The organism is Roseicyclus sediminis (assembly GCF_025515305.1).
Taxonomy (GTDB): domain Bacteria; phylum Pseudomonadota; class Alphaproteobacteria; order Rhodobacterales; family Rhodobacteraceae; genus Roseibacterium; species Roseibacterium sediminis.
The window spans coordinates 127,047-148,654 of record NZ_JAOPHT010000009.1 but is presented as its reverse complement, the minus strand read 5'-3'; the positions used below and the strand labels follow the sequence as shown (position 1 = coordinate 148,654).

Genomic DNA, 21,608 nt, shown 5'->3' with positions numbered 1-21,608 from the left:
CGGTTCCAGGTTTCCGAGAAGAACCCGCGGGCATCACCGAAACGGGCGGGCGTCAGGACAAGAAGGCCGGGTATCCCGGTCTGTTCTACATGCATGGGGAAAAGTCCCGTATTCTGCCGGTCTGAGCAAAACCATTAGAGAAAAGCCCCAGCATCACGGGTTGCGCTACACCCGTTCCAACCCATTCCAAGTACTCAGCACGTTCAAGCTCGCCAAGGTGGCTTCTCTTCGAAAGCAATAGCGAGGAACTCAATGAGCAAGCGGCCTACGCCAGGTCGAAGGTACCAAGAGAAAGGGCCGGCATACACGATCAGACCACCCCTTTTTGTCGTGTGCTCGATGCTGCATGTGTTAACCTTTCAGGCGCCGTACCCGTCTGGATTGCACGACTGCCAGTGCCAAGTTGAGGCGCACATGTCTGCGATGTCATGATGGGCACGCCAACCCAGCAGGCTTTCAGCACGCTGCACGGCGGCGAGGCTACGCGCCACGTCTCCCGAGCGGCGCGGCAAAACCTCATAAGGAATCTCTCTTCCGATGGTAGCCTCGAAAGCCTTTAGCATTTCGAACACAGTAGCTCCGCGCCCAGTGCCAACGTTGATAGCTTCGCAACCCGAACTCCGACAGGCATATGTCAGAGCCGACAAATGCGCTTCAGCGAGATCGCTCACGTGAATATAGTCGCGTTCACCCGTTCCATCGCGTGTATCGTAATCGTCTCCAAAGACGCCTAATTTCTCAAGACGATTTGCGGCTACGCGCGCGATATAGGGCACGAGGTTTTCGGGAGTACCATTAGGATCTTCGCCAATCCGCCCTGACGCGTCTGCGCCAACGGGGTTGAAATATCGCAAGAGTACCGCGCTGGCTTCGGGCCACGCGTGGCACCAATCCCCTATTATTCCCTCTACGAAAGCCTTTGTTCGGCCATAGGGATTGGTCGGAGCGATGGGATGGTCTTCGTCAATAGGCAGATAGCGCGCCTCGCCATAAACCGTGGCCGACGAAGAAAAGACAATCCTCCTGCAGCCGTGTTCTTGCATGCTCTCCAGCAAATTCTGCGTGCCGGTGACGTTGTTCCAATAATACGATAGCGGTTTTTTGACAGATTGTCCGACCGCCTTCAGCCCAGCGAAATGGATCACAGCCTCGGGGTCAAAGCGTGCCATGACCGCATCCAAAGTTTTTCGGTCACAGACGTCGCCCTCAACGATTTCGGGCGCACGTCCGGCCAGCTCTGCCACGCGACGAAGCACTTCACTCGAACTATTGGCGTAGTTGTCGTACGACAGGACTTCATGTCCCGCTCGAAGCAGATGGAGGGTTGTGTGGCTGCCTACGTAGCCCGCCCCCCCTGTGACAAGAATACGGGTCATTTATCCATACTTCTCGGGCGGCTAGGACGGGACATCAGATCGAAATACCGCTCGCTGACAAGGCTCCAGGTGTAGTTGGCCTGTGCGATTTCTCGCATTTTCAGCCCGCTTTCGCCTGCCATCCCATCATCAGCCTCGATATTCTTGGCCAAATCTGACTTGCTGCCAAAGTACACGGCGGCGTTTTGCGTCGTGTGGCGATTGAAACTGCAGTCAAAGGCATAAACAGGAATGCCGAAATGCATCATCTCGACGAGCGCCGGGTTTGTGCCTCCTGCGGAATGCCCGTGCACATAGACGGTCGCCCGCCGCCGGAGCGCCTGCAGAGTTGCCGGATCATATACGGGGTCCAGCAGCCAAACATTTGGTTGATCGTTGAAGCGGGCCTTAAGGCTACGGCCGAATTCGCTGTTGTCCCAGTTACCCACAAAGACCAGGGGCGCGGTGGTCTCCGAAAAGGCTTCGAGAATCATTTCGACATTGTTCTCAGGCTCGATGCGGCATAGGCCAAAGGCGTAGCTTTCGGGCAATCGCGACAACATATCCACGTTCGGGCTGGCCGACACAGGAAGGACCGCGTGATCGCCCCCGTAGGGTATGATGTCGCAATCCGCGCCGTAGCTTTCGAGAATATGCTCCGCTATGGCTTGATTGTCGGCCACCACCACATGGGACCAACGTACGGCCAATGCCTCCGACAGGCGGAGAAAAGCCTTGGCGAGGCCACTCCATTTTTCGCGCTTCCACTCGATTCCATCGACATTGGTTACGATCCAGCAGCGCGGTGCGATCAACCTTATCAGCGGCACCACCACCGCACCAGAAACGCCTAGAAACAGGAGTTCCCTGTGCCCACGCCTGACCGCATCCAACGCCGTCACGATGTCGTAAATTACGCTCTGTGCGCCATTCGCCTTGAAACGCGAATAGCGCAACTCTGCGGAAAGATAGCTGCTACTGCGCTGAGGATAGGCTTGTGCACTGCAGTAGACCGTAACTACGCCCATGTCCGAACACTGTGCAGCACGGCGAGAATGGTACTGAACGAGATTGTCGGCCAGTGTTTCGAAGCCACCGTAGCGGCCGGGTACGCCAACACTGCCGAGAATTGCCAGCTTCATGTTGCCCGCTCCGTCGTCCGCAGCACAGCAAGCTGAGCAGCGAGGCCCGTAGCGAAGCTCTCCAATGTGTATTCCGCTGCACGCAGCCGAGCAGCCTGCGACAACCGGTTCGCCACATCCGGGTTGTCTGCCAGACCTTCAACAATGTTTGCCAACCGGTCTTGATCGCGCCCGTCACACAGGTAGCCTTCCTGATTTTCAGTGACGATCTCCGTCGGCCCGCCGACCGGTGGAGCAATAACCGGCAGACCGAATGCCATCCCTTCAATCAGCGTGAGACCGAACGTTTCGATCCATTGGTCCGGACGCGAAAGGTTCAACAGTAAATCGGCCGTGGCATAGAAATCGCCGGGCGTGTCAGTGCGCGCGTGAACCTTTGTATTCTTGGGGCGTTGCGATGCGGGCAGGTAACGAGCCACCTCCTGAGCGTTACCATTTAATACCAAGGTGAATGCAATGTCAGTGCGCGCCTCAAGCCGGCGCGCAAGTTCGATATACTCAGGCACGCCTTTGAAGTCTCGAGGTGATGCAAGCATCAGCACCTCGAAGTACCCTGATCGACGCGGAGAGTAAGGCGTGGCGGCTGCGGCGCGCGCAATCTCCGGCGCCACCGGGTTGGCAACCACCGTAGATTGCAATCCTGGGATTGGCAGGCGCGAGAGATTGTCCTCTGACACGTAGATTGCCCGGCTGCCCGCCCAGGCGGCAACGCTGACGAGGAAGCGTTTCAGAGGACTTGGGGAGATTGAAACCTCGTGTATGTGGCACAGTACAGCGCGTCCGTTACGCCGCCCCCAAATCATCGCCCCGAAGGGAAGGAGCGTATTCACGTAGATGATGGCGTCCTCGGGCAGCCTACTGCGTGACAAGGCCCGGTAGAGCATCCACTGGCTGATCAAGAAGGTGAACAGGGTCACAATCCGGAATCGGCTTCGGCGGTACCAATACCTATGAATCGGCACTGCCGCCGTCTCGAGGCAGCCACGCCCCTCGCTACCGACAAACAGCACGGCCTCTTCGCCTCGGGCGTTCAATGCAAGGATTGCCTGGCGCAGCACCGTTGGGCTACCGGAATTGTCGTTGAGCAGGTGACAAAAGGCGATCACTGCGCGGGAAACCTGTCGTCTTGTCTTGGCCGAGCCAATAGACCCGCGTAGACACGGTCGATCGTCTGCGCCACGCGGTCCCAAGTGTAATTCGTTTCTAGATGTGACAGCGCGTCTCGAGCGAACTTGCTGCGCAAGTCGGGACTGCCAGCCAGTTGCAGAAGCCCATCTGCCAACTGTGAACGGGCAGCTGCGTGACTAACTGCAGGCACCTTGATGCCGCACCCGTCGCCAACGATCATGTCAGGACCATTCACCTTGAGACATACCACCGGCAAGTGGTGTGCAATCGCCTCGAAGAATGCCCACGTCCCACCTTCCTTCATGGTCGTGGAGAAGTAGATATCGCTTGCACGCAACTCCTCATAGACTTCCTTGGACGTCTTGGAACCGACGAAATCCACTTCGGTAAGGCCCAGTCGATCACGCAGCACTTCCAGCCTGGCGCGTTCCGGTCCGTCGCCAATGATGGTCATGCGGAAAGGTCGTTTCCAACGTTCTTTGAACTCTGCAAGTGCCTCCAGAAGCAGTGGGTTGAACTTGCTGGTGATGAGCCGCCCGACGGACACGATTCTAAGCGTCGCGTTGGCACGTTCCGGTGCGGACTGCAGGAGCATATCAGGACCGATTGCCGTTTCCAGGAGAAGCTCCGTCTTGTGACGATAGCGCGACGGGATCATGTCCAAGGTCTCTTCGGTGCGCGCAAGGATCAAGTCCGCCCGGGACAGATTAGCGAGGAACACGGGATTGACGAGCATAAGCCTCTGTACGAGGTGCCGCACCAAGATCTTAAGCTGTCCCGCAGTGGCAAATGAGCCTCGCAGAGCGAGAGGAACACGCTCGCCACCTCCCACCGGACCAAGCAGATAACGCGTATTCATCAGGAAACCGAACTGCGGCCAGAGCAAGGTCCCAAATGTCAGGAAATGCGTGATCTCCCAACGCCCATCACGATTCAATCGTCGGCACCATAGTACGGCGAGGAGCGTCCACAGCGTGTAGTAAAGGTACAGACCGCGCTCGCCTTTTTTAAATTTGGCGAGCCAGGGTGGCAGATCATAATACAGGAATTCGGGGAAAGGACCTTCTTCCTTGCCGCCCGCGATCCAAGCCTCGATATGGCGGCGATGTGTTTCGCGGGTCAATACTGTTACATCGTGATTTTGCTGGATCAACCTGGACCAATGCCAGCCCACCTGCCGTTCAGAACTTTCACCCGGACGGCAGGCATACGCTATGATCAACACCTTTGCACGCCTATCGTTCATGAAAGGCCCTCGCTGGTCTGAGTGCCTCCGCGGGCAATGGCACGCGCGGCCTTAGCTGCCTGGACGCGCACTATGGCATCTATAAACCCCGAGTCATCAGCAAACGCCGTGCCCGCCATACCGCGATCGAGCGGATGCAGTTTGTTATCGCTGAAGAGCATCTGATCAAGCAAACCAAAACGGCGGAGCCGCTTTGCTAACGCCTGACCTTCCGGATGGTCAGGCCCTGCCATAACAATGATCAGGCCCTTGCGGCGTTTGAGCAGAGCCAGCTTGGCAAATGAAAGAAGCGATGCCCTGCCTTCGAGGAACAGACGTCGGTGAAACACCAGTTCCAGCGTTTCAAGCGCAGAGGTACCAATGCTCTCGCGCGGGGCGGCCAAAACGAGCAACTGGCCGGTCTCGTCGCGCAAGCGCACGAAGATTCGCTTGGTCTGTACCCAGATGTGAGCGACCCGTTCTGGCAGCAATAAGTTGCTTACGGCCGTACTACGTAGACGAGCCCAGTCCTGCGGCCGCCGTTCCGCAACCCGTTCTACCTCTCCCCTGATGGCGGCTTCCAGCGTGGGCTTCATCCACGCATATCGGTCGGGCAGCCAGCCAGTATCCCTGATGCGTTCACTAAGTTCAGAAATGCGGGCACAGTGACGCGCGGACCAGTCGTTCTTGAAGAGACGGCGCATGGCTGTGAAGAGAAGTTCGACCTCAGGCCGCGGCACGTAGAAATTGCGCAATCTTTTTCGATCGGCCACCAAGTCTTCATGAGGGATTAGGCTCGGGCAGCCTTTGGTAGAAAACGCCGTAAAGAAATCCAACTGGACAAATTCTCGAGCCCGCCCGGGGCCGGTAGCCAAAATATAGGCGCATTTCATGTTGCCGTGCCACAGCTTCTGGACAATCTCCGCGCCTTTGGCCTCGGCGAAATCAAATATGAAGCCATCAAGCCTGCGGAACAACTCAGGTGGGATCGAAAAGTCGATGTCCGATGGAATGATCTGAGGCAGATCTTCGTAGTTGTTCATCACCACCCAAGAGACATCCTGATTTTCCAAGTGATCAAAGAAATCCGACACCAAGCGCGAACGCGGCGTGAGTTTCGGAGCGGCCACAGGTAATTGCTTAGTCACAGACACAACCAACCTCACCCCGCGTTCTCAGGAAGTGCACATGTACCCCGTCGATGACGGCTCGGTCGGAGAAGCTGTCCCTTAATATGCTGCAAGTCGCCACCTCACACACTCGACCCAGAGTGGAAACGTCGATGATGGCAAACATTGCTCCGATCCAATAGTCACGTCCAATATCTGTCCTCTTTCGGCTAACGCATTGTTCGCGGGTTGGGCGCTGGGAAGCAGAGAAGCCGTGGTTTTCTGCATATGTACTGGAGTACTGGCCAATAATGGTATTGGGGCCAATTCGCAGACTACCGGCGCCGCCGATATCGCTGATCTCCCCGATACATACTTTGTCGCTTGCGACGGTATCGCGGCCGATATCACTGAAGGTTTCATTTGAGATCTTCCGTGAAAAGTACCCGAGCTTGAGGTTGCGCTCAAAAACAATACTTTTAAACAATCTGCATTCAGCGAGCCTTATGACACCAATCGACAGCTGCCCACCTCCGGTTCGAAGACGCCGCGGATAGCTAATGCGGGCACCTCTACATTGTTTCAAGCACCTACGGGTCAGAAGCAGACCGCGTTTCAAGCCACATCTCATGAACAACGACGAACCCGTCGGCTCACCAAGTGGTATATCAGAATGAGTTGTCAAAATTCTTCCAACACTGCTCGCCGGAACGGCACCAAGAAAAAATCGGGTTCAATTATCCTCGAAACCTCACGTCGGGACAGCGAGAGATGAAGGCTCACTCTTGGGCCAATCGGCTTGTGGGAATACCATCGGTTGCCGCACAGCAACCACCTGCGCGCGTAACAGCGCCAAGCGGGTGAACACGAAACCGGAGAACATAAAGAAAATCACGTCAAAGCGCATCGCAAAACTAAAAACGGCTACGACAATCAACGCCAACGTTGAGAGCGCCTCCTTTCGTTGCCAAGGTGTCAGGAACTTGCGCATTCGGAAATAGCTCCTCGCGGCGAAAAGTGGCCCCAAAATCAATAGGAGTAACCCAATCAGGCCGCTGTCCCCTAGCACGAAGAATAGACCAGAATTGGCTTTGTATCCGTAGGTGCGGAAGAGCGGAAAATTAGACGGAAGAAATTCAACCGCAATCAGGTGAATATTTCCCAGCCCCGTTCCCGTGAATAAAAATGCCGGATTGGCGAGCAACCCATCTCGCACGCTTTGATCTTGCACTTCGAACTCGGTCCTGTCCAATTGGCGCTCAAGCGTAGTTCCAAAATTCCCTCCCGAGCCAATCACCTGTGTCAGCAGTACTGTAGCCAGCAGACTGATAACGACTAGATCCGTGCGGCGGAGGCGACGGAAAAAGAGCGCCGCCGCGAGCCCGATACCACCCATGGCAATGAAGTACCCGGTGCTGGAGAGGCTCAAGAGGAGCGCGACGAGCATGGACATAGGCTTGTGGATGGCAAGAAAACCACCGATAGGGATTCGGAACAGCCGAGTTAGAAATATTGCGATCAGCCCTATCGCCATAGCCAACCCTAGATGCTTAGGCTCGCCCGCAAATGACGTTGCGCGGAAAGTTGTATCGAGAATGAAGGCTGACCGAAGCGTGCCGTCCGACCCGATGATCGGAAAGATGTTGATGCCCGCGTAACGCACAATAAGCGTCTGAATAATGGCGCCGTATGCGACCACGGTCGCAATCATGATTATGGCCCGCAGCAGGACGAATGTGTCTAGATATCGTCCTGCCCGCACACCAAATCCGTAAAGGCCTACTAGGAACAAAAAGTAGAAGGTCTGCGTTACAATCCGCGAGATCGAAACCTGCGTTCCAGAGTTTCCCAACTCCTCGAGGCTGAAGAGAAGCCACATCGGTACTGAAATTGAAAACGTGTAAATGAAATAAAGCAGCATCGACACATGGAAAGCAGATAACCCTCGCCCTGCGGGCAGCACCACACTGCGGGCCTGGCCTCTCGCAAGATAAATTAATCCGAACAGCGCAGCGATCTGCCACGCGTAAATCGGTCTCCCTACCCAGAGATATTGTCCCTTGAGCATGAGACTGAGGAGAGCGGCATATATGGCCAGTTTGGGGTTGCGCCTATAGGTCAGGGAAATGATGGCGATTTCCGCTAGCACGATCAGCGTCGCGACATATTGGTAGCCGGCGAAGTCCACTAAGGCACCCCTACCCCCCCTTTAGTTTTCGATCCGGTCAGACATGGAGAGCATACGTAGGATGTCCGCCCATGCTGATAGCTGCCATACCGCTTGTGGGTATGGGTCTTCCTGGCGCTCATAGACGGAGCAGTAGTACAAACCATGGCATGCAAGGTACAAGCCCACTTGGCGCCACCACCCATGCTCCGGAGTCTCCACCCCAATCTCTTTTGCTACCCGACCCAGATGCATCACTACGCCCGCGGCAGGGATCCTAGCCACCAACAGATCATAAGACACGAAGTAATGTACGAGGTCGAACCAGCGCGGCCTCAGGCCGTAGAGTTCCCAGTCGATGATCCGCGCCGAACCGTCTGCAGCCCGCAGTACGTTCCAGCGGGTGAAATCGCCGTGGGCCATGTAACAGGGCACTGCGAGGTCCTGAGGCAGACTGTCGAGAAAAGCATATGCCGCCTCACGTGTGCCTTCGATGGCCGCTGTTATTTGCGCATTGCATTTCATCGGTGCCTCACTGGCGCCAGTCTCAGCTTCCCAATCCCGGCGCAGCTCTGACAGCGGTCGAACTGTGACAGAGCGGCGTTCCAGCAAATCATGAATGCGGACCAGCTCGGTGAGGTCGAGCGCCGCATGACGGGTATCATGCGTGTCGATGTTCTCCAGAGCGAGGTGTCCAGCAATCCGATATGCCCGCGGCACCAATGGCGCCAGATCGGGGTCCTGCGCGAGGTCGTCCAGCGCTGCGGCTTCCTGGACGACCAGCGCTGAACTGGCGGGTCCCAGCGGAATCTTGACGAAAACGGAGCGCTCCGGACGCCCCGCATAGACGACAATCTTTCTGTTGGGGCCCGGCGTGCCCAAGAAAATGCCCAACCGGTCAAATTCCGTACGAAGCTGCGCATAAGGCGAATTAGCCGCGATGGGAAAGCTTAAGACACGCGATGGCAAATGCAATCCCAAAAAACCAAGTGCCCACGCCGCACGGTAAATCCATCGAGCCCTCATGTTGGCGCGCGGCCATGTTTTTAGATGCCACGGGAAGCGTTCGGTCGCGTCCAGCATCCAACGTTCGGTACCGGTCTTCGGAAAAACCCGAAACGCGAGGTGCTCTGCGCCCGGCGTGTTCTCCCGGCCGAAGAGGGGGGACAGATCGATCAACCCAACGCGTCCAAACGGTCCAGCACCGTCTGTGCAGCCGCCTCGGGCGCCCCGATGTTGCGGACAACGACGGCATTTGAAAACGACTGACCCAATGCCTCGTAAGCGGCGACTTGGCGGACGGTTTCCTCAGGTGGCACCTCTTGTTTGCGGGCCTGAATCACATCGGCTGGCGCACTCACTATCACAACCAGATCAGGCTCGGGTGCGATTTTCAGCATTGCGCGCATCCACAACCGCAGGTGATCCATCCGGTAACGCCGGGGATCCACCAACAGGTCGTGGATGTACCGATCGAATAACGCCAGCTTCGTTTCGCGGCGGAGCCTGGGCACGCCCATCCGGAACTCGAACAGCATGAGCATGATCTTCGCCAGGACCAGTACAGTGCCGTATTGTCGCCCCTCGTGCGGTTTGGTTGTAATCGATCCGTCGCCCTTCGGCCGATAGCGTTTAAGAAATCCCGGCGCGAAGTACCGGTAGCAAGGATCCTCGCCTCGCTGGGTCAGTTCGTGTTTAACCAAGGAAATCACAGTCGATTTACCCGCACCATCGGGGCCTAGGAACGCGATGATCTTGCCGTTTTTATCAAAGGGCATCGGCAATTGCCTGGCACAATCGATCCACGATGCGCTCCGGCGTGTATTGGGCAGCCAATTCGCGCGCGCATTTTCCATAGGCAGCGCGGTTCGCCAGCGCTTCTTCGATAGGTTTTACAAAGCTCTGCGGCTCGCGGTCGTGCACCAAAACGCCAGTCTTCCCCGGTATGACAAGATCATTTACGCCGCTCACGGCGGTACTAACAATTGGCAGGCCCGATTGTGCCGCTTCCGCCAGCGAGATCGGGTAGCCATTGGCATGAGAGGTATAAAGGTACAGGTCGGCAGCCGCCAACCATGTCGCGATGGCCTCACGCGGTTGGTGGCCCAAGAACACAACGCTGTCTGAAATGCCCAATTCCTGGGCTAACGCCTTCCCATCCGGCAGAAGCGGGCCGTCACCAATCATAACCAATCGGTCACCAGAAGATGTCCCCTCAGTGCTGAGATAGGCGCTAAAGGCGCGAACCGCCAAGAGCGGATCTTTCTGGTAGGCAAAACGCCCGACATGCACGATCAGACGCGCGAGCTCTGGCAAGCCGTAGGTCATGCGATCAGCGGAGGGCACATTACCGCCAAACACCGAAGTATCACAGAAATTTTCAATTTTCTCAATTCGGGTGTTGCCAGGGTGATCACTGCGGAACTGGTCAATTCCCTTGTGATCAGCCGCCAGTAGAACCAGATCGCTCATCGCCACAACATGCCGACGATAGGATTCGTAGGACCGAGCCAACCGCCGCATGACCGGACCGGGCTCGCCATGCATAAGGAATGGATTTGTCAGACCATGCACATGATTGATACGCTTGGGACCGTTGGCCTGACGAGGTAAGGCCGCGTTCAGAGGTACACCGTGGATATAGATCCCATCGTAGCCCGCCTCCAAAAGCGTCCGACGGACGCTTCGCAATTGCCAAGTGACCCGAAGCACATTTGGCACGAACTTCCGACCGGTTTTAACCTTACCGAAGAAGCGCACTGGAAACGTCTGACCCTGGGCTACGAATGTGTCCACGCCAGCACCGGCATCAACGCCCCAGAAATCCACCTCGAACCGCCTTGCAAGCCCTGGCGCCGAGTCCTTTATGAAGGACATCATACCGCCGACGGGATACGTGTTGTAATCCGTCGAGCAAACGACAGCAATCCTTTTGCGCCTTTCACTCGCCATTCAAAGCCTTGCCAGCGCGATCCGCAACAACTGACCGGCGCGCAGAAGCGCCATCCGCCAGCCAGTGATGCCACGATAAGTACGGTAGTAATAGTTCCGCTGTCGGAAATGGTTGGAAAGAATTTCAGCCTTTTTTGATTTGGGCCGCGGGGCAGATGCTTTAACATGCAACAAAACCGTCGTCGGCAAATACATTATCTTGCCACCAGCCTTGAGGACTTTCTCCCCAAGAATGGCCTCCTCGCTCGAAAGCCAGACACCTTCATCCAGACCGCCCAAATCAAAGAACCGATCCGTGGGAAAAAACATAGCCGCGCCCGAGATCTTGTAAACTTGGGTTCCACGAGGCTGCGATAGCGCGCGGAAGTCAAACTGCAACATGGGAAGACCAAAGAGCCGCCGAATGCGGTTCACTGGACCATAATAAATTGCGTCACCCCAGAAACTGTCACGCCGGAACGGGCTATCAAAGCTTCCATCATAATTGATGATACAAGGACCTGAGGCATAAGCCTTTGGATCGGAGTCGTGAAGCGCCTCCAACTTCCGCACCGACAAAGGATCAGTGAACAGGATGTCGCTGTTAAGCAGGTAGAGAAACTCATAGCCCAGTCGCTGACCGATATGGGCGAGCGCATTGTTGCCGCCGGAAAAGCCGAAGTTCTCCGTGGAAGAGAACAAAGCCAAACGTCCTTTGACATATTCCACCCGCAGGCTTTCGGCAAAGCGCGGCTCTGTCAGTGTGAACGTGTCAGTGTTAATGATATCTTCGCACTCGGTAGGGAAATGCGCCTCAATCCAAGCGCGGAGTTCCGGTAAGGATTCATTTCCTGACGCGTTGTCGAGGATGACGATGTCGGCACCGTTCAACCCCGTGCCGAGTAGCGACTGCAGTAAATTCACGCTATCGGAATATTTTTTATAGTTCAAAACAAGAAGAACTGTTCTGTTTCGTACGCAAAAATTTTGCGCGCTTGAAGGGCAATCCACGGCGTTGTCTCTCTATAATGATAGCGGCTCGTGCACACCTAAAATCCGCGATGCGACGCCATCTCTTAACCGCCAGGCGTCTCTCTCCGGATGCCTTCAGGATTTTCCCTGTAGGAGTCGGCTGAGTTTGCTGACAGCACGAGTGATAAAGGGGCGACGGTAGTATGCACGCATACGTTTGACCTCGGGAGTCATTATGTCCGTGAACATCTTGAACGAGTTGGCGGTACGGGCCCGGTGCCAGGCTGAATGACTTAATTCCCTTAGTTTGAGCCGCTGCCGGTAAATCTTTTGCCGTTTTTTGCCCACGTTAGCGTTTGGCGTTACGCGTTTATTAGGGACCCAGATACCGTCTCGTTTTCGCAAGAACAAACGATACGCAAGCCCCTGTCGCCGGTCGCGCAATCCGCCAGCTTGAGATTGGGCCATTTGATCTGCTGTGATCTCGTCAAAGGCCAGGCTGCCGTCCAACCGGCCTTGCGAAATGAGGTTGGCGATCTCCTTGGAGCGAACCAGCACCACGGACCCACCGGCAGGATCCTGACTATAGTCTGGCAACCACGCGTCCCCAACCGCCACATCTGCAGTTTCGGCAAAGACATCGTCGCAGTAGTCACAGGCGCTATAGCGGAAGAAATTGACCCCCCAGTCGCCCCCTAAGAACTGCCGAACAGGCGTTGTGCTCTCGACTGTCGCAGAGCGAACATAGATGCCATAATCGCTGGCGCGGCGGTCCGGTAGCTTGATCCGGAAGTCGATTTCTTCAAGATCGCCTGGGGCGATGCCCTTTTCCCATGCAAGATAATTTGAGAAATTCTCACTTTTTAGATGTCCGCAGACCAAGCCAATAGTATAGGCGATCCGTTCTTTGAGCACAGGATCCTGTTCAACCATCCTTCGAACCGTCTTGACGAAACAGGGTAGCCCGATGAAGGCGTACCGCCCCTTCTTGCTGCGCACCTCCTCCATGACCTGAGACATCTCGATTGGATAATATCGGGATTTTGCCCGGGCCACGATTTCGGCCGAGGTTCGGGAAACAGAGTATTGGAACAACACTTTGGTGTCAGTTGGAGCTGACTGCCCAACATGCACCACCGCATCAACCAAGCCGCTTTCCAGCAATTGCGCGGCAATCCAAGTGATTACTCCACCGGATGCGCCTCTTTTTCTAAAGCACCCCTCTGCGACGTGTCCGGCATACAGATCCCCGTACCATCCGAGACGTGTGTCATGCGTGCAGGCTTCTCCAAAGAGTGCTTTGCCCAGCACATCTTCGTTCGGCCCATCATTTGTAAACGGACATGTAAATGTTGCCTTTTCGGACAAAGCTGCCCCAGGATCTATGTTCGGAATGTACTGTCCGTCCGGACCCATTTCAATGGAAATACCGTCAGATACCGCCGCACAGCCGCCACAGCCAATACAATATCCGTTGTATACGACTTTTGAGAGAGACTTAGCAGTAGTAACGGGTGTATCAATCATCTCTAGAAAACCTCATCTCATAAGAGAGAGAAAGGGGGGGGGCTCGCCGGCGCTGGCTATGATCCCCGGTATTTGGGGCATCATGCTGCCCGCAAGGAGCGGTAACGCCAGAAGCCAAGCAAATTTAAGCCGAACCACAGCAAGAACGAAATTGTGATGGCAGTGACGGCCCCCCAAATTCCGAATTGCGGTTGTAGCACAAGATTAAGGCCCACGTGAACAGGAAGAACAATGCTGATGATACGCGCGCGCAGAGATTGCTGCCCATGAATCGTCAGAAACGTGCCGCTGATTGTTGTCATGACCCTGAAAACCAATACGATGCTAAGCGCTTGCAACACCTGGCCTGCGGCTGCGAACTCGGCCCCGAAAACCCACAAGATTGTCAGCGACCCAAAGCTCAATAGCCCAGCCGACACCATGAGAGCGCCAGCCAGCATCACAAGGGTGAAGCGTTTCATATTGCTGGCAAGAAGGGTTGAACCGTTGGAATGCAATCGCGCCAAGCGGGGAACAAACACACCCGTCAAAACCTCAAAGAAAAGGATGACCGCCATGATCACCTTCATCGCGGTTCCGTATATCGCCACATCCTCTGGGCCCAGCACAAAGCGCATTACCACAAGATCTACACTCAGAAAGACGGCGCCAAGGATTGAAAAGATTGCGTATTTAAAATTGCTCTGAATGTCTTTGACCGCTCGGGGCAGTCGGCGGCCCGCCATGTCCTCGACTTCCTTCCATCCCTGACCCTGGCTAATATAAAAAAATACCACCAGTTGGAACAGCAGAACTGCAAGGCGTACATTCAGTACGACCCAGCCCAGCTCCACCAGCGTTACGTTGCCTTGCAGAACAAACAGGATCACCACTGGCATCAGGCTACCAAGCATAATGGAGGTGAACTCGTGATCGAACCGATCCATTGCCTTGAAGAACTGGACCAGAAGGCCGGAAAAGGACTGCAGGATCACCACGGCGAAAAAAAGCGCCGTCACGAGGGCGCCCTGCGTGGCGAAGGCCACACCGTAAAGCGCAGCCAAAATGAAAAAGGCCGCCCCCGTTAGGATTAGTTTGGAAAGCACCACGCGTGCTAAGAGTGCCCGCACCGCTCCGGGAGCGCGTGGCGCGGTGTTCAGCACGAACAGGTTGAAGCCGTAATCGACCAGCGTACCGAAATAACCAATTGCCACTGAGATATAAAGATATTCCCCAAGCGTGCTCAGGCCAAGCGCCTGCGACACCTGCCAGAAGAACACAAAGCCCAGGAACACTCGGCCACCATTGGCCGTCAGTGACAAAAGAAATTGATTCTTCACGCGTGGGACCTTGTTGGCCTCAGACCGCTATCAAAAAGCGGCGCTGGAAACTTTCATAGGTGTTCTGGGCAATTGCCTGGGCTTTGGTCTGGTCCGCGGGCGCGACGTCGCCTTTGGCCAGCTTATCGACATGCGCGGCGCCGGTCGAAATCATTTCCTCATGCGAGGCTCCATTCGACAGCTCGGTCAGGTCGATGCCCATCTCTGAGCGGCCCAGCAGCTCCAGAGTGTAACGCATCTTGTTCTCATACGACAGGCACAGGAATGGTGTGCGCATGTTGATCGCGAAAATGACAGAATGGTATCGAGCCCCAACAACAAAGCGCGCCTTGCTGATAATCAACTGCTGGTGATCCGACAGGATGTCCTCGGCGGCGACGAAGATACGCGAGGGATCATCGGATTTCGCCGCCAACTCGGCGAAATACCTTCGATCGTTTCCGTTTCCAAAAAGCTGCGGCAGCATCACTACGTTCATGCCCGTTGCCAGAGCCCTGTTCAGAAGTGCCAAATACAGCGCATCCAAGTGTGCTTTAGGTACATTCCGGAATATCCTGTGCCCGGCCGTGAGGTTGTTTGGAACGAAAACGCAGTAGCAGTCGGGGGCAAAGGGCACGCCAAAGTCACCCAGATCTTTTCCTTGCCACGTCGTGCTGACAAAATCCTGAACCAGAAAAGCCGTGTCGATGGATTCTTCAAAATTTACGTGGCCATCACGTCCATATTTAATGCTGGCGGCATCACGTAAGGAGACCCAATCGGCACCTTTTAGCACCTGGAACGCCATTTTTTTGAACCGGTTGTCGCGGAACGGGCCGATAGAGGTTGAGTAAATGGCAGTTTTTTTTCCGAGGCGTTGAGCCATCATTAGGCGCCACAGGTAGCGCCAATCCTCGTATAGTCCAAGGTTCGCCCCTCCCGGCATCGAGATCACATAGTCCGATTTGCGTATCATTTCATATTCGGCTCGGGCATCGCGCGAGAATAATCCACGAAAAGGTTGGCTCGGTACATTTAGCGAAGCCATGATTTGGGCTTTTTCAAGATTTGTAATGGCACGCGTATTGCGCACCTCTCGGAACTCCAGCGGCAAATCTAATTCGAAACTTTCTCCAGAAGCGTTGTAAAGAATGCTAAATTCAGCTCTTACTTCCTTAAGTTTCGACGTTAGTGCGCGAGCGGCGGCTTCATCTCCATGATTGGACGAGTGTTGATTGATCAACAGGATCTTTTTCATTGTACTCTCATTGGATTTGAACGCCGCCGGGATGAAACGGGGTACCACCTGCGTTGCCAGTATGTCGGACCTTAAACAAACAAGGGAGGAGCAACATGAACATGTCCACGAACAAGTTTCCCCTGATGTGTGCATTCGCGTCGTGTGGTCGGTTCTCGAGACCGACGGTCAGCATGCATTAAGCTGACAGGCGGTGATGCCGATCGCGGCCAAGACTGGCCGCTCCGCGCAAATTCTGAACGACTGGGGCAAAAAGGCTGAAGGTGACAGCAGCCACGCACGGTCTTCCCGACCATTATGATAGAGAAAACGAAGGCGCTGTAACCCACGGGAGCATTCCGCCGGCAACAGCCGAAGCCAACCTTTACGCAGCCCTCGAAACTGAAACAATGGCCGCTTTGCTCGCACAAAACACCGTTCGGCAAATCAGCCGGGGTTCATAACACCACAAAACCTGCTCCATCTAAGCGCCCGATAACGCAAAGTCTCGGTAAGCGTAGGGTTAAGTCCGATTGCCCAGGATCCTGCGTCGAGATCATTTCGCTTCAGCGCACGATCATCGGCCGATGCAGCCAACGATCCAATCAAGCGAATAGCGCTTCGTCCTGCCGCTGCCTGACCAGCTGACCGGCCGTCAGCCACTTCGAACGGGCCAGAAGAAGCATTTACACCAAAACAATCGAAATCGATCGTCACGACAATCTCTCATCGGGTCTTGCGGCATCCGCTGAAAGCTCCTGACGAATGCTCTCGATCTCGGCGCGGAGCAACTCGTATTCATCCATCTTGCGTGCCAGGAAGCCCCGGGTGAGCATCGCCTTCTCGGATGCGCCCCTAGGCGTCAGGACGTAGACGTAAGCGAGCTTGTTCTCGGATACCCGGAACCGCTCCATCTTGACGAGGCCCTTTTCGATCAGGGCGTTCAGACAATAGTTCACGCCTCCGAGGCTGATGCCGAGTTCCCGCGCCAGTTTTCTTTGGCTGATGTCAGGATTGGCCTCTATCAGTCGCATGATGCGAAACCGTGCGTCGTCGTCTAGGCGCAAGGAACGGGCCTGCCACGGCTACCGCACCGAGGCTCGCAAAGGGAGCGCCGGGGGTCGGATGAGATCGCGATGAAGTCTTGAATCGCCATGGCGTTCAACTCTGAACACCTTGGTCGACCGGGCCTGCAAGTCAAGGTTGGAATGGGCTCTGACCGGAAACAGTCAGGTTCTTTCGAGGTCTGCGGTTCGAACTTCGGTACGCACGGCGCGTCCCATCATGCTGAGGAGGATGAGGACCCGGTCCTTTTCGGGAGCGGCCTCGACCCGGGCAATGATCTCAGCGAAAGGCCCGACGATGACGCGGACCTCCTCTCCAGGAGAGAAGACTTCGACAGCCCCATCCTCGGCCGTTTCGAAGTCGATGAGAACCTTCACGAGGTCCGTCGGGACGCGCGAAGGACGCCCCGGCTCCAGGCAGACGACTTTCGCAACGCCATAGGTGGCGTTGATGCTGCGCCAGTTGGCGCCTTCACTCGGAACGCAGATGAAGAGATAGCCGGGAAAGAGCGGCTTGAGCCCCGTCACCAGCCGGCCATTGCGGCGTTCGGTCCGGCGGCGGTGCGGGCAGAAGCTGACGATCCCCTGGCGCGAGAGGTTCTGCTGCGCGCGGCTCAGCCCTCCCGGCTTCAGGCGGACGATGTACCAGGCCTCATCGTGCGAAGGCACATCAATCGAGTTCGTCGCCTGAGCGGCGACACAGGAATTTCCATCCATGGATCAGCGCGCTCCGAACCCGGTCAGCATCACCTGGACGGTACGCGCAATGATGGCGAGATCCATCCCGATGGAACCACGTTCGATGTAGATGGCGTCGTTGCGGGCTTTCCTGCGAACGGCGCTGGCATTGTCCGCGTATCCGTGCCGGACCTGCGCCAGTCCCGTGATGCCGGGCTTCACGCGGAACCTGTCACGATAGCGTGGAACGGACACCGAGAATGCGAGGGCGTGCTCGACGATATCGGGGCGTGGGCCGATCACGCTCATGTCGCCGCGAAGAACATTGATGAAGTTGGGCAACTCATCGAGCCGCGACTTCCGCAACACCCCGCCGAGCCGGGAGATACGGTCCTCTTCGACGCCCTCGTCGTGGCGACGCCGAGCCCCGTTAGCCGGCGCCATCGTGCGAAACTTCCAGATCTGGAATGGAACGCCGCCCCGGCCCATGCGCTCCTGCCGGAAGAACAGTGGTCCGGGGTTGAAGAACGGGTTCAGGATCAGAAGAACGAACGAGAGAATGACGACCAACGGAAGTGCCACGACACCGAAGTAGATGTCACAGGCGCGCTTGAACACCACGAAACTCCGCGTCCAGGGAACCGAGAAACGCGTCTTTTCTGAAGCTACAACTCCAGCTGACGCGAAGGACGGCACACTCGTATCCTGGAACGACATCAAATTACTCCCGCATAGAATTCGGCACTGAAATCAAACTCGCGCTGTTCGTGACCGACGGCACAACACGCCGCTTGCCACACTCCAGCCATACTTTCGACACCTCATGACACAATTTTGATATCAATGGTGCATGTCAAACATGGACAGGTGGCGGAAACGTACTGTTTCCACCGCGATGCGTCACTGAGTGATCGAATATCCGGCAACGCGCCCAATAATTGAGCATGCGCTAAAGGCCCGCCGCGAGCCATAGGCTGCGCCAATCACCACGTTAGGATTTTCCCACCAAAACGATTGGATGTCAGGCTTCCAGATTCGAATCGCCAAGCCTCGAATTATCCACAGGGGATCAATCCTGGCCGAAGATTGCGTCTCGAGAAAACTCGACAGGAGCTGGCAGGAAATTCGTCAGAACCGACAACACATTGGTGACTTCTGCATTCACGCTGTCGGCGATGTAGAGGACATCACCATCGGCGACGTCGAAGGAATTGGCCGTAAAGAGAACGGACGGTTCTGTGAAGTCGAAACGGAAGATGGTCGTGATTTCATTGCCAGGGATGTGCGCGATATCCGCGCCGAGCGAGGCGAGGACGTCGCGCGGAACACGACGGTAGAGGAACACGCCGGTCCGGTTTGCCCGTGGGCTTTGCAGGCCGCCGGCCTGGGACAGAGCCTCCGCAAGCGAGACTTCCTGTTCGTCGAAGCGGAAGGTCTGGTTGCCGGTTGCACCGAGCACGGTGAACTTCCGATCGGCCGGCTCGACGGCAACTACGTCCCCCGGCCGCACGATGATGTTGAAGCGGGGATCTTCGTATAGGCGCTGGAGCGACACGGCATGCGTGCTGCCGCTGCGGCTGAGGCGAACCATGTAGTCTTCAGTCCTTCCCGAGGGACCGCCGGCCGCAAGGATCACATCGATCAGGCGCGTGTTGACCTCGGTCAGAGGCACTGCGCCTGGGGCGGCCACCTGCCCCGCGACATTCACGCGCGCGCTCTGCCGGTCGACCAGTTCGACGATCACGGACGGCTCGATCAGGACCTCGCCGAGGCGGCGCTCAAGCAGAGTCTCGAAGCTCTGGATTGTCTGTCCCGCGGCGCGCAGCCTTCCGATTGGCGGAACGTTGATGTTTCCGCTTTCACGAACGGTCTGCGGCGGAAGCGAGGTCGAGGATATCGGCGAAATCGAGGCCGTCGTGAAATCGAGAAAACCCGTTTCGCTGGAGCTCACGATGCTGATCTGGACCGTATCGCCAACACCGATGATCACCGGAGTGGGCGCCTGGTCGCCGAAGAACTGCGGGGCAACGTCGAGGGATCGCGACACGATGGTCGCGATGCTCTCATCAACATCGACCACGATATAAGGTAGCGTTTCCGCGCGAGAGGCGACGGTGCTCTCCGATCCACCGACGATGGCACGTGCACTGGGGCCCCCTCCAGCACATGCCGAAAGGGATAACGCCATCAAGCCAAAAGCAACGGTGCGGATCAAGGAACTGCCCCTGTTTTTTTGCTTCATGGCTTTATTCCATGCGCCACGACAAGTAAGATTTTAATTTGATGCACAGCCTGTTGACAGACGGCAACACTCCTGTGGGGCCTTCCAATGGCCGGATCGGACGTGGCGGACGAATTGGGTCCGTGCTACATCACGTGCATGAACCTTGGCATCGGCAGATCTTTCTTTTCCGGGGCTGCGGAGCGCCCGAAGGTGGACCCGGCCGTCCGCATCTATGCCGTCGGCGACGTGCATGGCCGGCACGACCTGTTGCTGTCGATGCTGGGGCGGATTGCCGACGATTACGAAAGCGAGCCGGACGAGCGGCGCTGTAAAATCGTTTTTCTTGGCGACTACATCGACCGCGGAGACAATTCTCGCATGGTCCTGACGTCGCTGATGCGCCTTATGTCGGGCGCGCCGCGCGGCGTGATCGCCCTGCGCGGCAACCACGAGGCCGCCCTGCTCGACTTTATCGACAATCCACTGCGCAACTCCGCCTGGCTCGACTTCGGTGCGCGGCAGACGATCGCGGATTATGGCGTGCCGATGCCACCTCGACGCCCGAGCGACGACGACCTGATGGGGTTGCGCGATGCACTGGCCGTAGCGATGGGCGAACACCTCGACTTCCTGCGAACCCTGCCCTGCCACGCGACGAGCGGGGATGTCGTGTTCACCCATGCCGGCCTGGCCCCGGGCGACGCTGACGCGCTTCGCAACACGCGCGCCATGCTGTGGGGGCACGAGAGCTCTGAAGGGGACTGGCCGGCGCCGGGCAAACTTCTCGTCCATGGCCACTACGATGCTGCCGATCCGGTGGACCGTCCCGGGCGGATTTGTGTGGACACTGGCGCCTACTACAGCGGCTGTTTGACGGCGGTGCGGCTGGACGAGGGGGTCGAGTTCCTGGCGGTGACAAACGTTGGGGCCGGGCGGTGAGGCGGGCGGTTTTCACCGTCGGCCTTCCGGTGGCGGCCTTGCTGGGGATCGGCGTGGCATCGTTTGCGCAGGTGGCCGCGAATGCGCCGGCGTTTTCGCCGAGCCTGCGAGAGGAAAGCGTGCTGGGCGACTGGCGCGTCGTGCAGGCGGCCGCACTCTTCGACAAGAGCCGGTACTTTTTTCAACTGGGCTTTGGGTTCCTTCAGGCCGATACCGCGACGCTGATCATGGGCGAAGATCAGCTGCCGTCGCTCGAGGAATTCGACGCCCAGATGCAACGATCGCAGACGTTGTTGAACCAGAGTCTGGCCTATGCGCCGGGGCGCGTGGACAGCTGGACAAGTCTCGCCTGGGCGTCCCTGTTGAGGGACGACACAGATGCCGCCGAGCGCGCGCTTCGGGTTTCCTGGTCCCTGGCGCCTTTCAACGCCAGTGAGGCAACGGAACGCACTGCGCTGGTCGCGGCGCTTGACGACTTTCATGAAGCAGGTTGGAGCGCGGATGATTTCGCGACGCACGCAAACGACAACGACCTGCTCGTTCTCAACCGATTTGCGCCGGGATACCTTGATGGGTTGCCCGAAGATCTGAATTTCTATTCGGAGTAGCCGG

The 21,608-nt window shown here is 56.7% G+C and carries 20 protein-coding genes; 2 read left to right on the top strand and 18 right to left on the bottom strand.

Annotation, left to right across the window (positions count from 1 at the left end; all coding sequences use genetic code 11):
• Positions 1 to 359: 359 nt before the first annotated feature.
• From galE to N8I71_RS12950, 18 genes are all read right to left on the bottom strand, one after another.
• Positions 360 to 1,376, bottom strand: a complete 1,017-nt coding sequence (gene galE / locus N8I71_RS13035) for a UDP-glucose 4-epimerase GalE (RefSeq protein ID WP_262878430.1) — start codon at positions 1,374 to 1,376, stop codon at positions 360 to 362.
• On the bottom strand, positions 1,373 to 2,497 hold the full coding sequence (locus N8I71_RS13030) for a DUF1972 domain-containing protein (protein WP_262878429.1): 1,125 nt from the start codon (positions 2,495 to 2,497) through the stop codon (positions 1,373 to 1,375). Before N8I71_RS13030 ends, galE begins: the two co-directional genes overlap by 4 nt.
• Positions 2,494 to 3,555, bottom strand: coding sequence for a glycosyltransferase family 4 protein (locus tag N8I71_RS13025; RefSeq protein ID WP_262878428.1), 1,062 nt, complete (start codon positions 3,553 to 3,555; stop codon positions 2,494 to 2,496). Before N8I71_RS13025 ends, N8I71_RS13030 begins: the two co-directional genes overlap by 4 nt.
• Positions 3,556 to 3,599: 44 nt before the next feature.
• On the bottom strand, positions 3,600 to 4,871 hold the full coding sequence (locus tag N8I71_RS13020) for a glycosyltransferase family 4 protein (protein ID WP_262878427.1): 1,272 nt from the start codon (positions 4,869 to 4,871) through the stop codon (positions 3,600 to 3,602).
• Positions 4,868 to 5,893, bottom strand: a complete 1,026-nt coding sequence (locus tag N8I71_RS13015) for a hypothetical protein (protein WP_262878426.1) — start codon at positions 5,891 to 5,893, stop codon at positions 4,868 to 4,870. The genes N8I71_RS13020 and N8I71_RS13015 overlap by 4 nt, the downstream gene beginning before the upstream one ends.
• An 817-nt stretch (positions 5,894 to 6,710) precedes the next feature.
• Entirely contained in the window at positions 6,711 to 8,147 is a 1,437-nt protein-coding gene (locus tag N8I71_RS13010) for a hypothetical protein (RefSeq protein ID WP_262878425.1), read from the bottom strand.
• 21 nt (positions 8,148 to 8,168) lie between these two features.
• Positions 8,169 to 9,305, bottom strand: coding sequence for a phosphotransferase family protein (locus N8I71_RS13005; RefSeq protein ID WP_262878424.1), 1,137 nt, complete (start codon positions 9,303 to 9,305; stop codon positions 8,169 to 8,171).
• A complete protein-coding gene (locus N8I71_RS13000) occupies positions 9,302 to 9,904 on the bottom strand; it encodes a nucleoside/nucleotide kinase family protein (RefSeq protein ID WP_262878423.1) in 603 nt (200 codons plus the stop codon). The genes N8I71_RS13005 and N8I71_RS13000 overlap by 4 nt, the downstream gene beginning before the upstream one ends.
• Positions 9,894 to 10,955, bottom strand: coding sequence for a glycosyltransferase family 4 protein (locus tag N8I71_RS12995; protein WP_262878421.1), 1,062 nt, complete (start codon positions 10,953 to 10,955; stop codon positions 9,894 to 9,896). Before N8I71_RS12995 ends, N8I71_RS13000 begins: the two co-directional genes overlap by 11 nt.
• Before the next feature lie 123 nt (positions 10,956 to 11,078).
• Positions 11,079 to 12,008 carry a glycosyltransferase family 2 protein gene (locus tag N8I71_RS12990; RefSeq protein WP_262878419.1) on the bottom strand — a complete coding sequence of 310 codons (930 nt, stop codon included), beginning with the start codon at positions 12,006 to 12,008 and terminating at the stop codon, positions 11,079 to 11,081.
• Positions 12,009 to 12,164: 156 nt separating this feature from the next.
• Positions 12,165 to 13,556 carry a Coenzyme F420 hydrogenase/dehydrogenase, beta subunit C-terminal domain gene (locus N8I71_RS12985; protein ID WP_262878418.1) on the bottom strand — a complete coding sequence of 464 codons (1,392 nt, stop codon included), beginning with the start codon at positions 13,554 to 13,556 and terminating at the stop codon, positions 12,165 to 12,167.
• 80 nt (positions 13,557 to 13,636) lie between these two features.
• Complete coding sequence (locus N8I71_RS12980) at positions 13,637 to 14,875, bottom strand: oligosaccharide flippase family protein (RefSeq protein ID WP_262878417.1); 1,239 nt, start codon at positions 14,873 to 14,875, stop codon at positions 13,637 to 13,639.
• Positions 14,876 to 14,894: 19 nt separating this feature from the next.
• Complete coding sequence (locus N8I71_RS12975) at positions 14,895 to 16,112, bottom strand: polysaccharide pyruvyl transferase family protein (protein WP_262878416.1); 1,218 nt, start codon at positions 16,110 to 16,112, stop codon at positions 14,895 to 14,897.
• 426 nt (positions 16,113 to 16,538) lie between these two features.
• Entirely contained in the window at positions 16,539 to 16,808 is a 270-nt protein-coding gene (locus N8I71_RS12970; protein WP_262878415.1) for a hypothetical protein, read from the bottom strand.
• A complete protein-coding gene (locus tag N8I71_RS12965; protein WP_262878414.1) occupies positions 16,805 to 17,158 on the bottom strand; it encodes a MarR family EPS-associated transcriptional regulator in 354 nt (117 codons plus the stop codon). Before N8I71_RS12965 ends, N8I71_RS12970 begins: the two co-directional genes overlap by 4 nt.
• 162 nt (positions 17,159 to 17,320) lie before the next feature.
• Positions 17,321 to 17,872: a transcription termination/antitermination protein NusG gene (gene nusG / locus N8I71_RS12960; RefSeq protein WP_262878412.1), complete on the bottom strand. Its 552-nt coding sequence runs from the start codon at positions 17,870 to 17,872 to the stop codon at positions 17,321 to 17,323.
• Between the two features lie 3 nt (positions 17,873 to 17,875).
• Positions 17,876 to 18,451, bottom strand: a complete 576-nt coding sequence (locus N8I71_RS12955; RefSeq protein ID WP_262878411.1) for a sugar transferase — start codon at positions 18,449 to 18,451, stop codon at positions 17,876 to 17,878.
• A gap of 451 nt (positions 18,452 to 18,902) precedes the next feature.
• Positions 18,903 to 20,048 carry a polysaccharide biosynthesis/export family protein gene (locus N8I71_RS12950; protein WP_262878410.1) on the bottom strand — a complete coding sequence of 382 codons (1,146 nt, stop codon included), beginning with the start codon at positions 20,046 to 20,048 and terminating at the stop codon, positions 18,903 to 18,905.
• A 114-nt stretch (positions 20,049 to 20,162) separates the two neighbouring features.
• On the opposite strand from N8I71_RS12950, the gene N8I71_RS12945 reads away from it, so the two are divergent.
• The gene (locus N8I71_RS12945) at positions 20,163 to 20,996 is read left to right on the top strand and encodes a metallophosphoesterase family protein (protein ID WP_262878409.1); all 834 of its coding nucleotides are present in this window, start codon (positions 20,163 to 20,165) and stop codon (positions 20,994 to 20,996) included.
• A gap of 38 nt (positions 20,997 to 21,034) precedes the next feature.
• Positions 21,035 to 21,604 carry a hypothetical protein gene (locus N8I71_RS12940; RefSeq protein WP_262878408.1) on the top strand — a complete coding sequence of 190 codons (570 nt, stop codon included), beginning with the start codon at positions 21,035 to 21,037 and terminating at the stop codon, positions 21,602 to 21,604.
• The last annotated feature ends 4 nt before the right edge of the window (positions 21,605 to 21,608 follow it).